Origin of the sequence: Candidatus Palauibacter sp. (assembly GCF_965197445.1) — a bacterium.
Classification (GTDB): Bacteria; Gemmatimonadota; Gemmatimonadetes; order Palauibacterales; family Palauibacteraceae; genus Palauibacter.
This window is the reverse complement of the sequence record NZ_CBDANE010000004.1, coordinates 699,793-714,059: the sequence shown is the minus strand read 5'-3', so window position 1 is coordinate 714,059 and position 14,267 is coordinate 699,793. Positions and strand designations below refer to the sequence as shown.

At 68.9% G+C, this 14,267-nt stretch carries 10 protein-coding genes; 3 read left to right on the top strand and 7 right to left on the bottom strand.

Annotated elements, in window-relative coordinates; all coding sequences use genetic code 11:
* Positions 1-16 precede the first annotated feature (16 nt).
* Both ACN9M6_RS07035 and ACN9M6_RS07030 read right to left on the bottom strand, forming a co-directional pair.
* The gene (locus tag ACN9M6_RS07035) at positions 17-2,143 is read right to left on the bottom strand and encodes a DUF6600 domain-containing protein (RefSeq protein ID WP_419162198.1); all 2,127 of its coding nucleotides are present in this window, start codon (positions 2,141-2,143) and stop codon (positions 17-19) included.
* A 98-nt stretch (positions 2,144-2,241) separates the two neighbouring features.
* Positions 2,242-3,339 (bottom strand): TolB family protein, encoded by a 1,098-nt coding sequence (locus ACN9M6_RS07030; protein ID WP_419162197.1) that lies wholly within the window; start codon positions 3,337-3,339, stop codon positions 2,242-2,244.
* 228 nt (positions 3,340-3,567) lie between these two features.
* Here ACN9M6_RS07030 and ACN9M6_RS07025 point away from each other — a divergent pair, with 228 nt between their 5' ends.
* The 3 genes from ACN9M6_RS07025 to ACN9M6_RS07015 all read left to right on the top strand — a co-directional run bounded on the left by ACN9M6_RS07025 (position 3,568) and on the right by ACN9M6_RS07015 (position 5,971).
* Positions 3,568-4,110, top strand: coding sequence for an RNA polymerase sigma factor (locus tag ACN9M6_RS07025; protein ID WP_419162196.1), 543 nt, complete (start codon positions 3,568-3,570; stop codon positions 4,108-4,110).
* The gene (locus ACN9M6_RS07020; RefSeq protein WP_419162195.1) at positions 4,107-4,829 is read left to right on the top strand and encodes a methylated-DNA--[protein]-cysteine S-methyltransferase; all 723 of its coding nucleotides are present in this window, start codon (positions 4,107-4,109) and stop codon (positions 4,827-4,829) included. The genes ACN9M6_RS07025 and ACN9M6_RS07020 overlap by 4 nt, the downstream gene beginning before the upstream one ends.
* A gap of 338 nt (positions 4,830-5,167) precedes the next feature.
* On the top strand, positions 5,168-5,971 hold the full coding sequence (locus ACN9M6_RS07015; protein WP_419162194.1) for a hypothetical protein: 804 nt from the start codon (positions 5,168-5,170) through the stop codon (positions 5,969-5,971).
* A 32-nt stretch (positions 5,972-6,003) separates the two neighbouring features.
* Here ACN9M6_RS07015 and ACN9M6_RS07010 read toward each other — a convergent pair whose 3' ends face one another.
* The 5 genes from ACN9M6_RS07010 to ACN9M6_RS06990 all read right to left on the bottom strand — a co-directional run bounded on the left by ACN9M6_RS07010 (position 6,004) and on the right by ACN9M6_RS06990 (position 14,068).
* On the bottom strand, positions 6,004-7,743 hold the full coding sequence (locus tag ACN9M6_RS07010; RefSeq protein WP_419162193.1) for a hypothetical protein: 1,740 nt from the start codon (positions 7,741-7,743) through the stop codon (positions 6,004-6,006).
* A gap of 4 nt (positions 7,744-7,747) precedes the next feature.
* Positions 7,748-9,415 (bottom strand): formate--tetrahydrofolate ligase, encoded by a 1,668-nt coding sequence (locus ACN9M6_RS07005; RefSeq protein WP_419162192.1) that lies wholly within the window; start codon positions 9,413-9,415, stop codon positions 7,748-7,750.
* A 128-nt stretch (positions 9,416-9,543) separates the two neighbouring features.
* The gene (locus ACN9M6_RS07000) at positions 9,544-11,238 is read right to left on the bottom strand and encodes a sodium:solute symporter (RefSeq protein ID WP_419162191.1); all 1,695 of its coding nucleotides are present in this window, start codon (positions 11,236-11,238) and stop codon (positions 9,544-9,546) included.
* The gene (locus ACN9M6_RS06995) at positions 11,235-11,378 is read right to left on the bottom strand and encodes a hypothetical protein (RefSeq protein ID WP_419162190.1); all 144 of its coding nucleotides are present in this window, start codon (positions 11,376-11,378) and stop codon (positions 11,235-11,237) included. The genes ACN9M6_RS07000 and ACN9M6_RS06995 overlap by 4 nt, the downstream gene beginning before the upstream one ends.
* The gene (locus ACN9M6_RS06990; RefSeq protein ID WP_419162189.1) at positions 11,375-14,068 is read right to left on the bottom strand and encodes a PIG-L family deacetylase; all 2,694 of its coding nucleotides are present in this window, start codon (positions 14,066-14,068) and stop codon (positions 11,375-11,377) included. The genes ACN9M6_RS06995 and ACN9M6_RS06990 overlap by 4 nt, the downstream gene beginning before the upstream one ends.
* Positions 14,069-14,267 lie beyond the last annotated feature (199 nt).

Here is a 14,267-nt window from a genome sequence, read left to right as displayed (position 1 = left end):
ACCCTCCGGTGGTCAGCTAACGACCAGAGCGACCGCCAGAGCGACCGCGAGCCCGAGCTGTGCCCCTGGACCGGGAGCCGCCGGCGGGGCGGCGCACCGAGCTTCCGCCCGGCCGCGCCGGCCGCGGCGCTGCTCTGGGGGTTGATCGTCCCGAGCCGCTCCGGCGAGCGGCAGTTGGGCGCGTCGGCCGGACGCTGATTGGCCTCACCGATGGCCGCGAGGACCGGGTCGCCGTCGGCCTGGCCACGGGTCTCCGCGCGGTGGGTCGAGCCGCGGGCCTTGCCATGGCCGGGCGGGGTGCGGGCCTTGCCGAGGCAGGCCGGACCGTCGGCCGCGACGACCTCGGCGCCACTGGCCTGCCGACTGGTCTTGACGGAACCGGGGCCGTCTGCACCGTGGGGCGGGGCGGTCGCTGGACTCCGCGCCGAGTCGGACGTGTCGTGGGCCGTTGGACCGGCCGCTCCGGTCGCCTGGTGGTCCGGCTCGGCACATCGCGAGCCGAGGGTCGCCGCACGGCCGGCCGGGCACCAGGGCCGGCCGCAGTGCGGGTCGGCCGCTGGACGCCGGGCCGCTCCAGCCGGGGAGACCGGCCCTCGAGCCGGCGGATCGTCGCCTGGACCGGACGCTCGCCGCTCGCCCGCACCGTGCCGGCACGCGTCCCGGCCTCCGGCTGGCGTGCCACAGCGGATCGACCGTCCCGTCCCCGCAGCGCGACCCGTTCGAGTTCTTGCGGCAACCGCGTGCCCCGGTCGATGAAGGCGTTCGCATCGCCCGTCGTACGCCCGTCGCGCTGTACCGCGCGCCGCAAGCCGGCCAGCGTTTCGGCGGGGCGCCGCCAGGCCTCCCGCCCGAGTGAGCGGGTGTCCGTCAGCAGTACGCCGCGCTCCAGCGCCCGCCGCCGCCGACCGAGGTCGGTGCCGCTCTCCGAGTAGAAGTACTGTCGCCGATGCCCGAGCCGTCCGTGCGGCAGGAAGGTCCAATGCCGGTAACGCCCGAAGCTGCCCCCGATGTGTCCGTACACGCCGAAGTGGAAACCCCAGCGGCTCCCGTAATGGTTGCGGTAGTGGCGCCAGTAGTAGCCCGACGGGATCCAGCCCGCGTAACTCGGACCCCAGTACCAGTAGACGTGCGCCCCCGCGAAACGGTGCCCGGGGAACCAGATCCAGCCCCAGTCCGAGTGCTGATCCCAGGTTCCGTAGTGGTAAGGGACCCAGCCCCACGGTTCGTAGGAGACCCAGAACAGCCCGCTCGGCGTGTCCCTCCATCGACCATCCCGATACGGTGCCCAGCCGCTGGACACGCGCGGACGCCACGCGTAGCTGGCGCCCACGTTCACCCACGAGCCGTGCCCGCTCAGCGAAGAAGCCGCGTAGTGGAGATCGGAGTCCACATGGGCCGCGGTTTCGCCGCGCGCGTACTCGCCCACGCCCTGACCCCACAACTCGAGTCGATCGAGACTCGGCGCGGCCGCGAAGTCGAGACGATCTCCGCGCGATCCTTCGACAGACAGGCTCTCCCCGCGCCGCACCTCGGCGACCTCGGTCTCGGTCGCCACCTCCGCCACACCGTCACGGACAACGACTTCGCTTCGTCTCTCGTCGTCGACGATAATCAGGTAGGAGCCCGCCACCCGCGGCCGGATCGTCGCATTGGGCGTGACGACGGCGGGGAACTCCGATCCCAGTTGGTCCGCGGACACGAGGAGTTGCAGCGTCCCGCGCGTCAATTCAAGCACGGAGGCCGGGTCGCTCGTATCCCCCGAGTTGGCGAGCGCGCGAAACAGCAATTCCGCCCGGTCGCCCACGCGGACGAGATTGCGGTCCGCGAGCACGATTTCGACCCGGGACTCGCCCGAGGCGAACAGGCGGTCGCCCGCGAGGACGGGTTCGTTTACCGTGATCTGGACGCGTTCACGAGTGTCGCCCTGAATCAGCGTGGCGGATCCGTCCAGCGCCCGCAGGTACCCGTAACTGCCGTCCATCCCGCTCTGCGCGATCGCCGCGTCGTAGTCGACCGGAATCTCCGGCTCCTGGGCGGAGGCTGGGGACGCGGCGAACGTCACCCCGCACACCAACCCCGCCACCCGTGCCCGTCGCCGGCCCCACGCCTGCCCCTGACCGCCGGAATCTCTCACCGCTTTCACGAACCACATCCCGAGGCTCCCATCTCTTCCGTTTCCCGGCCCGTGCGGCGTCGCGCCGGACCGTTCTCAGGGAGTAGACGACCCTTGGGGGAGAGCCGTCACTCGGGCAATTCGTCGATCCATTCGGCGATGAAGAGGTTCGTGTTCCCCTCGTGAGATCCGTGGCGGTTCGACGCGAACACGAGATACCGGCCGTCCGGGGTGAACATGGGGAAGCTCTCGAACTCCTCGCTGAACGTGACCTGTTCCAGTCCCGTCCCATCGAGGTTGATGAGGAAGAGGTCGAAATTGCGGCTGTCGGGGTCGTGCAGGTTCGACGCGAAGATCACCTGCTCGCCGTTCGGGTGGAAGAAGGGGGCGAAGTTGGCCGCCGCGTTGTGCGTGAGGCGCAGCCGATTCGATCCGTCCGCGTCCATCACGTAGATGTCGAGCACTCCGGGGCGGACGAGATTGTCGGCCAGCAGCGCCTGATAATCGGCGAGTTCCTCCGGGTCCTCGGGATATCGTGCCCGGTAGACGATCTTCGATCCGTCCGGAGAGAAAAAAGGCCCGCCATCGTAGCCGGGCTCGTCGGTCAGCTTGACCACGTCCGATCCGTCCGGGTTCATCGAGTAGATGTCCAGGTCCCCGTCGCGCGTCGACGTAAACACGATGCGCGAACCATCCGGCGCGATCGTCGCTTCCGCATCGTAACCCGGCGTGCGGAACAGGACCTGGACGTCGGAGCCATCGGGTCGCGCCGTATAGATGTCGAAATCGTACAGCGCCCACACGTAACCGCGACGCATGTCCGGCGGCGGGGGACACTCCCCGCCCGCGTGGTGGGTCGAGCTGTAGAGGATCCGCGAATCATCCGGGAAGAAGTACGCGCAGGTGGTTCGGCCGAGCCCGGTCGACACGAGATTCCGTTCACCGCCCTCGGTGCCGATGGTGAAGATCTGGTCGCACTCGTACTCGCCCTCGTGGCGCCGCTGGAAGATCAGCCGCTCGCCGTCCGACGAGAAGTACGCTTCGGCGTTCTCCCCCTCGAACGTGAGTTGCGACAGGCTGGCGAAGCGCCGCTCTTCCGGGAGCGGGTCCCGTGCCATGCCTCCGAGTTCCCGTCCCCCCTCGTCTGCACAGGCCGCCACACCGAGCGCCGCCATGAGCGCCGGCAGGGCGCGGGTCGGCGCGGATCCATCGTATCTTGAGTTCAAGAAAGCCTCGGTTTGTTGGTTTTGGGTGGAGTGTGGAATGACCACCCCCGGGCGCCTCGCCTGGCCCAACGCCCGGGTTCGGGCCCACACGGTACAGATTGAGCCCCCGAGAGGCCAGCGTCCCGCGTGCCCCCGTTTCACGTTCTTCGAGAGGATACGTTCACGGGGTAGGGAAGGTACCGAGTCGGCCCGCGCAACGGCCCGGCTGGCCCGCGAAAGAGGAGGTGGATGACGACGCTTGCGGATCGCATCGTGCCGGTGGATTCGTGGTCCGAACGCTACGGCCCCGAACTCGAGCGGCACGTGACGGCGATGCTGGGGAACGAGGAGGAGGCGCGCGATATCGTCCAGGAGTTGTGGGTGACGGCGCTCCGCGCTGAACCGGAGTCCGGAGAAGGGACGAACATCCGCGCGTGGCTGTATCGTGTGGCCACCCGAAGGGCGCTCGATGTGATTTCCGCCCGGCGACGGCGGTCAGGGCTTCTCTCGGCCCGGTCCGGCGAACTGGAGCCGGCTCGCTTGCCGGCACCGGACGCGATGTTCGGGCGCCTCTCCGGCGCCGGTGCCGCGCGGGTCCGGGAGGGCATCGCCCAGTTGCCCCCCAAACAGAGGAACGCCGTCTGGCTTCGCTGGATCGAGGGTCGGGACTATGGGGCGATCGCCGAGCGGCTGGGTTCCACCCCGGAGGGGGCGCGAGCCAACGTATACCAGGGGATGAAGAGACTGCGCCGCGATCTGGCCGGTGTCTGGAGCGAGGAGGGGCTGACATGACCGGGAGTTGCGCGACCTATTGTGATGAGGATGTCCTCGCCTGGACGCTGGGGGATTCGGATGGCTCCGCCGCGCAGGAGTTGGCCGAACACCTCGCCACGTGCCCTTGCTGCCGCGGACGAGCCACCGAATATCGGGCCCTGGACCGTTCAGCCGGAGCGTGCCGGGAGGGGCCCGTCATCCGCTGGCGCGGCTTCGACTCCCCGTTCGGACCCATGCACCTCGCCGCGAGCCGGGACGGTCTGGTCTCGCTCTCGTGGCAGGCGCCGAGCGACGACGCGTTCGTCGCCGCGCTGGAGGGTCGCTATGGGTCCGCTCCCGTGGTCTGTGACTGCGGCGAGCTGGCCGCCGCCGAAGAACAGCTGCGGGAATATTTCGTCCGCCGCCGCCGGCGTTTCGATCTGGCGATCGATCTCGGCGGATTGACCGACTTTCAGCGCGCCGTGCTGGGGGCGGCCTCTCGACTCGGTTTCGGCGAGACCACGACGTATACGGAGATCGCACGCCGCGTCGGTCGCCCCAGAGCCTCGCGTGCGGTCGGCAACGCGTTGGGGAGGAACCCCATCCCCGTCGTCGTGCCGTGCCACCGGGTTCTGCGGGCGGACCGTTCGCTGGGCGGCTATACCGGCGGACTCCGCTACAAGAAGGCGCTACTCGACATCGAGGGTCGGGCCGACCTTCTACCTCCCGCGGCGAGCCAGATCGGTATTCGACTGTAGTTCTCCGGTACCGCGCGGAACGCCCACCGGCCACCGCGTGTACGACCCGAGGATTGGGTCACCGGCTGCCCACCCCCGGAAGTCCGCAGTTGAGTGCGCGCATGCGGCGGTGCCGTTCTTCCGGCCATCCCGGCCCGATCAAAGGGGTCGGGAACCTTATCGCAGGAGTCACAGCCATGTCCGTTTCCGCAAGAGCCGCCGCGACCGTCGGGGGTCTGTTCATGCTCATCGCCGCCTCCCCAGGTCCTGGCGCCGACTCGTCCGGCCACACCACGGGACAGGTTGGGACAGGGCAGCCGCGGCTTGCGGCCACGTTCCCGCGAACCGAACCCGGGCAAATGGAGACTCGACGGATTCAGGGGCACCTGCTGGACGTCGAACGGGCGCTGAGGGGAAGGGCGACGGGCGCGCTGAGCGCTGCGCAGCGGGAGAGACGGAACACCGCCCTGAACTGGCTGCGCGAGTACCGGAAACGGGGGAGGTTCCCGCACAACCATACGCATGCCGGCGGCCGGGTACCCGTCTTCGTCGACGAACACGGGACGCCGTGCGCGGTGGCCTACCTGCTTCAACGGTCCGGACGGGAGAGTCTCGTCAGGGAGATCGCGAGCGCGGACAACAACGTGTACGCATGGGAACTTGCGGGTGACGCACGTTTCTCCGAATGGCTGGAGGAGACGGGTCTCACGCTGGAGGAAGCGGCGAGGATACAGCCCAACTACGCCGACCGTCTGTGCTGCACCATCGTGAAGCCCCCGTCCCGCGCCTGGCGATACGTCGCCCCGCTGTCCGTGGGCTCGGCCCTGGTCACTCACGTGGCGAGACCCGAGGGGTGGGCGAGACCGGTGCTTGGCGCAATCAACGGGGCCTTTGCCTTAGCGCACGCGGCCTTTGCGGTGGACGCGTTGGATAAGCGGTCGATGGAGGAGGCCCAGTTCTCGGCCGGCGCCAACACCGCGTTGGCGTTCGTGTCCGGGTACGTGGCGTGGAGCCTCTTGCGACCGCGCCCGGATCAACCTTCGACATCCGGAGCCGGGGTCGAGACCCCGAGCGCGCTGAAGGCGCAGCGCCCGCGGCTTCTTGCGCCTGCGGTGGCCTGGGTCGGCGGAGGCGTGGGCCTGCAGGTGCGCCTGGCACACTAAGTCGAGCGGTCGCCCGCGCCCGGTGAGGCTCGCTACGCGCGCTCTTCGACGAGTTGGATCAGGCGACGCAGGCCGAGACCTTCCGGGCCGCCCAAACGGACCCGGAGCGTCCGGCGCTCGCGTTGACTCAGGGCCGCGAGGTCGCCCAGCGCCTGGGCCCGGATCAGCTGGCGGAAGGTGAACTCCGTCTCGGGGACGTGAACGTGCTCGCCGGCGTCGTCGACGAGTTGCAGGAAGACTCCGTTGTCCGCGCCGCCCTTGTGCAACTGTCCCGTCGAATGGAGGAAGCGAGGGCCGTAACCCAGCGTGGTCGCCGCCCCGGTGGCTCGGGCGAGTGCCGCGCGCAGCGTCGCAAGTAGCTCCTCCTCCGCCTCGCCGCCCGGGAGATACGCCTGCACGGCCATGTAGTCCGTCGCGGCAACCGAAGACAGAAAGCCCTCCACACGCTCGCGGATTCCGTCCAAGTCCAGCGGCACAGGCGTTCGGGGCGGGGCGTGGCCGAACCGCGGCAACTCCCACACGAGGTCGATCTCATCCGCCTCGGGGGCCTCCGTGCCGTCCGCGTCTCCGTCCGACGCGCTCTCGCGCGCCATCGCCCGTCGCGCGAGACGCTTCGCCAGCTGCACATCCGGCTGGTTGAAGGGGTGGATGCCGAGGACGGCCCCGGCCATCGCCACGCCGACCTCCCAGACGAAGAAGAGGGCGCCCAGTTCTTCCGGCTGCTCCAGTCGGATGCGGATGACCGGGTGGCCGGCCTCCTCGAGCGCGTCGAGCAGGTCCGGCGTCTCGTCCGCCTCGCCCCACTGCTCCGCCTCGCGCGCCGCGTCGCCGGCCAGGATCAGGCCGACGAAGACCCGGTCTTCCCCGTACGCGTCCGGCCCTCGGGGGGGCTCGGCGACAACCGGCACGATGCCCCGGCCATCTTTCCCCGTGCTCTCGGCGATGAGCTGCTCCGCCCAGTCGGGAAACGCGTCCCAGTCCGGGCTGGTGACGGAGGTGACCTTGTCCCGCCCGGCCCGCGCGAGTTCCCCCAGAGCCGCCCCGAGCAGGAAGCCCGGGTTATGGTTCACGTCGTCCTTGCACGCGTCCGCTGCGACCACCGCCTCATCGAGGAGCGCAGGGATGTCGGCCCCCGCGAGCGCCGCCGGCACGAGACCGAACGGGCCGAGAGCGGAGAAGCGTCCCCCCACATCCGAGGGCGCCTCGAACACGGCCCGGAACCCGCGCGCCACGGCCAGCTCGGCGAGGGGCGAGCCGGGGTCCGTGATCGCGATGAAGTGTCCACCGGGATCTTCGACCACTTCGGCGGTCCGCGACCAGAAGTGACGGAACAGCGACAGCGTCTCCAGCGTGGTCCCCGACTTGCTGGCCACGACGAAGACGGAGTTCGCCGGCCGCAGCCACTCGAGGTCGCGGATCGCGCCCGGATGCGTCGTGTCGACGAGCGTGAGCGGCAACCCCTCGCCCGGCATCGTGCGCACGATCACTTCGGGCGCAAGACTGGATCCCCCCATCCCGAGTAGCACCAGATCCGTGAACCAGAACGGGATGCCCGCCCGCAGTTCGTCGAGCGGGCCGAGCCGAGAGCGGGATGTCTCCGGGAGGTCGAGCCAGCCGAGCCGGTCGCCGAGTTCGGGCGTGTCCGGGTCCGACGACCACAGTGTCGTGTCTCGCCGCCAGAGACGTGCGACCGCGTCCCCCGACGCCCAGTCCCGAAGCCGGCGCTCCACCGCCTCTTCGTGACGGCCCAGTGACAACTCGATTTCGATCATCGCGTCAGAACAGGCCGACCACGCTCCCGTCCTCGACGATCCGGATGCCTTCCGCCGCCGGCACACGCGGGAGTCCCGGCATGGTCATCACCGTGCCCGCCCGGGCCACGACGAAGCCGGCGCCCGCCGAGGGACGGACATCCTGCACCGTGATACGGAAGCCGGTCGGGCGCCCGAGCCGGCCCGGATTGTCGCTCAAGCTGTTGGGCGTCTTCGCGATACAGACCGGTGTGTTCCCGAGCCCCGCCGATTCGAGTTGGCGTATGTCCTTCGCGGCCCGGGCCGTGTAGTCGACGCCGTCCGCCCCGTACACCTTGCTGGCGATGGCCTCGATCTTGTCCGCGATCGGGGCCGAAGCGTCGTACCTGGGCCGGTACGCGCCCGATCCAGCGTCCAGCGCGGAGAGCACGGCGCGGGCCAGATCCTCGCAGCCCTCTCCGCCCCGCGCGTGGCCCTCCGAGCGGGCGTAGCGGACGCCCAGCGCTTCGCATGCCTCCGCCACGGCCGCGATCTCGGCCTCGGAGTCGGTCGCGAACACGTTGATGGCCACGACCGGTTCGAGGCCGAAGCCGCGGATGTTGTCCACGTGCGCGCCCAGGTTCGCGAGCCCCTCGCGGACGGCCCCCGCATCGGGCGTCGAGAGGGCGCTCCGGTCGCCGCCGCCGTGCAGCTTGAGCGCCCGGATCGTGGCCACGAGCACGGTGGCCTCGGGACTCAGGCCTCCGATCCGGCACTTGATGTCGAAGAACTTCTCGGCGCCGAGGTCCGAGCCGAACCCGGCCTCGGTGATGACGACATCGCCGAACGCCAGCCCGGCCCGGGTGGCCATGAGCGAGTTGCAGCCATGGGCGATGTTCGCGAAGGGCCCGCCGTGCACGAACGCCGGCGTCCCCTCGAGCGTCTGGACGAGATTCGGCCCGATCGCCTCGCGCAGGAGGAGCGTCATCGCGCCGGCCACGTTCAGCTTGCGCGCCCGCACCGGCTCGCCGCCGTAGTCGTACCCGACGATGATGCTGCTCAGCCGCTCCTCCAGATCCTCGAGGCTGGCGGCGAGGCAGAAGATCGCCATGACTTCGGACGCGGCCGTGATCATGAACCCGTCCTCGCGCGGAACCCCGTTGATCCGGCCTCCAAGCCCGACGACGATGTTTCTCAGCGCCCGATCGTTCATGTCGACGGCGCGGCGCCACGTGATCTGGCGCGGGTCGATCCCCAGTGCGTTTCCCTGCTGAAGATGGTTGTCGAGCGCCGCCGAGAGCAGTGCGTGCGCCGACGTGATCGCGTGGAGGTCGCCGGTGAAGTGGAGGTTGATGTCCGCCATCGGGATCACCTGCGAGTATCCTCCCCCGGCGGCCCCCCCCTTCACCCCGAACACGGGACCGAGACTCGGCTCGCGGATGCAGAGGACCGAATTGGCCCCCACTCTGCGCAGGCCGTCCGCGAGACCCACGGACACCGTCGTCTTCCCCTCACCGGCCGCCGTGGGCGTGATCCCGGTGACGAGGACCAGTTGGCCCGAGCCCGGTTCGCGCTCGAAGATGGATTCCGGGCGGACCTTGGCCTTGTAGTGGCCGTAGGGCACGAGTTCCTCGAGCTCCAGCCCGATCTCCGCTCCGATCTCGGCGATCGGTCGCGGCGTTGCGGCTTCGGCGATCTGTACGTCCGTGAGCATCCGTACCGTCCAGATAAGGGTTGTGGGGCGCCGGTCTCCGCGCCCGACGTTTTTCGACCGGAGACTCTACCGCGTCCGCCCCTCCGGGAAAACCGTACCGCCCCGGACGTGGCTGAAACGACGTGCGCTCAACCCGCTGCCGCTGCGGATTCCGGCGGCTCCCGCCCGCGGAGCGCCATGCCGACAAGGAGAACGGCCGCCGTACCCACGACGTTGTACCACAGCCAGGCGATCTCCGTGGCCCGTGACACGATCAGGACAGTGATCATGGAGAAGATCAGTCCGTAGAAGGCGCCCGCGGCCGTTGCGCGCTTCATCAGGAAGGCGAGGAGGAAGACGCCCAGCAAGGCTCCATAGAAGATCGACCCGATTTCATTCACCGCTTCCACCAGTGAGCCGAGTTGGCCGGCGTAGAGTGCGAACAGGACGGCGAAGCCACCCCAGGCGAGCGTCGCGAGCCTCGACACAAGCAGGTAGTGAGCGTCCGTCCCCTCGGGTTTGACGTGTCGCCTGTAGAAGTCGATCACCGTCGCACTCGAGAGGGCCGTGAGCTCCGAGTCGAGCGAAGACATGGCAGCCGCGAAGATGACAGCGATGAGAAGGCCGAGGATTCCGGCGGGCACATATGCGATCAGGTACGAAGGAAAGACGTAGTTCACGTCATTCGATGACGACCCGCGAACTTCGGATACGAGCGCCTTCGACGCGTCCCGCAATTGTTCCAGTTCGTCATCGTACCCGGCAATCCGGCCCTGCAGTCCCCGGGGGTCGTCGCCCGCGCGTCGGGCGGCGAGCAGGTCCAGCGTGGCCTCCCGGCGAAGTTCGTGTGTCCTTCCGTGCTCGGCCTCGAGCGCGGAGAAGTCGCTTGCGCGGGGACTCTCCCGCACCAGAGCGGCCTCGGCCGAATTGAAGACGAGCGGGGGCCGTTCGAAGTGATAGAAGACATAAAGCAGGACACCGATGGCGAGGATGAAAACCTGCATCGGGACCTTGACGAAGGCGTTGAAGATCAGTGAGAGCCGGCTCTCGCGGAGCGAACGGGCCGTGAGATATCGCTGAACCTGACTCTGGTCCGTGCCGAAGTACCCGAGGGCGAGAAAGAGTCCGCCGATCAGTCCCGACCATAGCGTGTAGCGGTTCGTCGGGTCCCACGAGAGGTCGATACTCCTCCACATCTCGTGGATCCCCCCGATATACGCCACGTCGCCGACGCCCACCCCGTCCGGCAACGTCGCGAACAGCACGGCGATTGCGATCGCGATGCCCGCCAACATGACAATCATCTGCAGGACATCGGTCCAGATGACGGCGGTGATCCCGCCCATGATCGTATAGGCGACGGTAATCAGTCCCATGACGAGAATCGTCACGCGTTCGTCCCATCCCATGATCGCGGAGAGCACGATCGCCGGCGCATAGAGGACGATGCCCGCCGCAAGTCCGCGGGACACGAGGAACAGGAAACTGGTCAGCGACCGGGTCTTCGCGTCGAAGCGCCGTTCCAGGTATTCGTAGGCCGTAAAGACCTTCGAACGGTAGAAGAAGGGGACGAATACAACGCAGAGGATAACCATGGCGATCGGCTGGCCCAGATAGAACTGGACAAACTCCATGCCGTCGTCGAACGCCTGTCCGGTCGTGCCGATGTACGTGATGGCGCTCGCCTGCGTCGCCATCACGGAAAGTCCGATCGCCCCCCAGCCCAGTCGGCGGTTGGCCAGGAAGAACCCCTCGACACCCTGGTTCTTGCGGCTCTGATGCCACGCGAACGCGACCACCGCCCCGAAGTAGACTGCGAAGACCAGCCAGTCGAAGGCGTTCACGGGACGCTGTAGTCGAGCAGGCGCGTGATGAGATAGAGGATGACGATGAGCGCGAGCGTATAGGCGATGACGGACACGTAGAGAGCACGCCAGCTTCGGAAGATGCCGATGCGGCCGCCCGGTCCCTCCCGATCGCTCACGGCGCCGTGATTTCCCGCCAGCGGCGTCCGTCGAGGGAGATCAGGTTCGCCCACAGGCGGAAGGCGCCGGGGACCCCGGCCCGCAACTGTCGGAAGAATGACAGTGACGTGTGGATATACAGGCCGCGGCCGAATGGAGCGGCGAGCAGACTGCCGCGTTGCGGGGGTTCGCCCGGATCGGCCATCTCCAGCAGCGTCTGATACTGGCCGTCCCATTCAGTGGGGAAATAGAGACCGCGCTCCTGGATCCAGCCATCGAAGTCGGCCGGGCCCAGTCGGTTGGGTTCGACCAGGAGGGGCGCAGTCTCTTCGAGAAGGGTCACGGGCGCGTTCTCGTTCGTCACGCGCGGAGCGGGTCTCCCAATCGCGATCGGAAACGGCGCGTAGTCGCCCTGGTTGAACTCGTAGCGGTTGTACTGCACGACCGCGGTGCCGCCCCGCTCCACCCAGTCCAGCAGTTCGGAGTTCCCTGCGACAAGGTCGTCGCGCACCTCGTACGCGCGGACGCCGAGCACGATCGTGTCGAACCGGTCGAGCCGTTCGGCCTCCCAGTCGCCGGGCTCGATGAGTTCGACTTCGAGCCCGAGCTGGCGGATCGCTTCGGGCCCGTCATCGCCCGATCCCATCACGTACCCTATGCGGCGGTCCGCGACCCGAACGGGGAAGCGCACGATCCTCACCGCCGGATCGGAGGTCACCAGCCTCGGTTCGATATGCGGATAGTCGATGACCGTCGTTTGGACCGCCTCAGTTCCATCTCCGCCCCGATCGGTCCGGAAGCGCGGGCGGGCGAAGAACTCGCCCTCCGGCGCGTCGGCCGGCGGCTCGACCACGAAGCTGACCGCCTGAACAGCTCCCTGGCCGGACAACTCGAACGGCGCCCGTGGCGGGCTCGCGCGCCACCCCGGAGGGAGGTCGAGTTCGACGTCGCCGGACACCGGTTCCGGGGCATGGTTCGAGAGGCGGAACGCGATCTCGTGCGAGCCCGGCCGCCCGGTCGGCCAGATCATCGTGGGCGACGCGGGGGCGACCGACACGCGCGGGGCCACAAGCAGAGGCCGCCAGAACTCTCCGGCCACGCCGTCCACGCCCCGGAATCGCACCGGGTCCTCGATCTCGACCCGCAGCCGCTCGCCGGCCGACAGGGTCAGGGCGATGCGGCCGTGAAGTGGCGGGGGACGGAAGGGAAGTGTCCGGATCGCTGGCGCATCAGGCCAGCGGTACAGGTCACCATCTCTCGGGAGTTCGAGGAACCACGGCGAGGTCGGCCGGGCGTCGTCCGGCACGGTCACGGCGTAGCGCCACAGTGCAAGTTCGCCCGGCTCGATGTGGACGCCGGTTGACGGGTCGGAGACGGGGTCCTCACGCTGGAAGAAGCGCGAAAAAGGCCCGAGATCGTCCGGCTCCGCTTCGTCTTCCGGACCGAGCCCCTCCACCGTCCAGCCGGGTGGCCCCTCGATGACCGGCGGGTCGAGTTCGACGGCGGTGCCCGCCCCGCTCCACACCCGCGCCTCGACGAGGACGGTCTGCCCCGGCACGACGACATCGTCTCGTGCCCGCAGCTCGAGGCGCACCCCCGCCACGGCGAGGACCGCTCGATTCAGCAGACGGGCGCGGCGGTCGAGTTCGCGGCGCAGTTGGAGCCCAGGGTCCGCCGGAGCCATGTCACGCAACTGCTCCAGCCCTCGCAGCGCCTCCGCCAGAGAGGGCAGGGCGGCCTCGGGACGGGTCGCGACCAGCGCCCCGGCGGCGTGCCCGATCGCCTCCCGGTACCGCCGGATCTGCGCTTGCCCGGGCGGTCCGAGGTCGGCGGCCAGGCCGGCCAGCGTCGTGTCGACCCCCGCGAGCAACGGCGCCGTCGCCGCGGCCTCCACGCGCGATGCCACGAGAGACAGGCGCGTGACGCGCGGCCCGGGCGGCAGGGCCGTCCCGAAGTCCTGCGATTGGTGCTGGCTGCGGCTGTCCATCGCGACCTGGTGGTGCGTGAGCCCCAGAAGGGGGTCCAGATTCCCCGTCTCGATCGCGATCGATGCGGCGTCCGGGTCGAAGAGCGGCCGGCGGTACAGCTTCAGCGGCGCCCACGGATCGGCGCCCGCCGCCAGTTGCTCCGGAAAGCGGGTCGCGTCGCCCGCCGCGTCGAAGGCCTCGTGTGCCAGGATCCCGGCCACCTGGTGATGCCCGTGGCCATCGCGCGCCGTTCCGCCCCACATCGTAACGAGTACATGGGGCCGGAAGCGCCGGATCGCCCACAGGAGGTCGCCCAGGATGCGTTCACGCGGCCATTTGGCGAAGGTCTCCTCCGCGGATTTGGAGTAGCCGAAGTCGAACGCGCGACCGAAATACTGAGTCGCCCCGTCAATGGACCGGGCCGCCAGGAGTTCGCCGGAGCGGATGATGCCGAGACCCTCTCCAAGCTCCGTGCCGATGAGGTTCTGGCCGCCCTCGCCCCGCGTGAACGAGAAATAGGCGGCCTCGGCACCCCAGCCGCGCGCGAGCGTCGTCAGGAGGGCGGTATCCTCGTCATCGGGGTGCGCCGCGACGACGAGCACCCTCTTCACCCCGTCGAGTTGACGGAGGATGAGCCCGGCTTCGATCGCGCCCGGCAGTCGCGACCCCTGCGCGTGCGCGAAGGTCGGCAGAAGGCTCAGGGTCACTACGACGATCAGGGCATACGTCACTCGCTCTTGCATGGAGCGTGAAGCTACGCGCACGGCGCGGCCCGAAAAAGCGAAGCGCGATGGAACGGTGTCCGGTTCGGCGGGCGCATGCACCAATGTCGAGCCCCGGCTGAGCCAAAGGGGGTGCTCCACGCCTCTGTCGGCGTCCCGGACGCATCTATGGAGCACGACAGTTGACGTAGCAGTTCGAAGGCGAGATTATTCTGGAGAT

What these genes read in the sequence shown, in the direction of transcription:
- ACN9M6_RS07025 (WP_419162196.1), top strand. Translation starts at nt 3,568, where the DNA reads ATGACGACGCTTGCGGATCGCATCGTGCCGGTGGATTCGTGGTCCGAA.
- ACN9M6_RS07020 (WP_419162195.1), top strand. Translation starts at nt 4,107, where the DNA reads ATGACCGGGAGTTGCGCGACCTATTGTGATGAGGATGTCCTCGCCTGG.
- ACN9M6_RS07010 (WP_419162193.1), bottom strand. Translation starts at nt 7,743, where the DNA reads ATGATCGAAATCGAGTTGTCACTGGGCCGTCACGAAGAGGCGGTGGAG.
- ACN9M6_RS06990 (WP_419162189.1), bottom strand. Translation starts at nt 14,068, where the DNA reads ATGCAAGAGCGAGTGACGTATGCCCTGATCGTCGTAGTGACCCTGAGC.
- ACN9M6_RS07015 (WP_419162194.1), top strand. Translation starts at nt 5,168, where the DNA reads ATGGAGACTCGACGGATTCAGGGGCACCTGCTGGACGTCGAACGGGCG.
- ACN9M6_RS07005 (WP_419162192.1), bottom strand. Translation starts at nt 9,415, where the DNA reads ATGCTCACGGACGTACAGATCGCCGAAGCCGCAACGCCGCGACCGATC.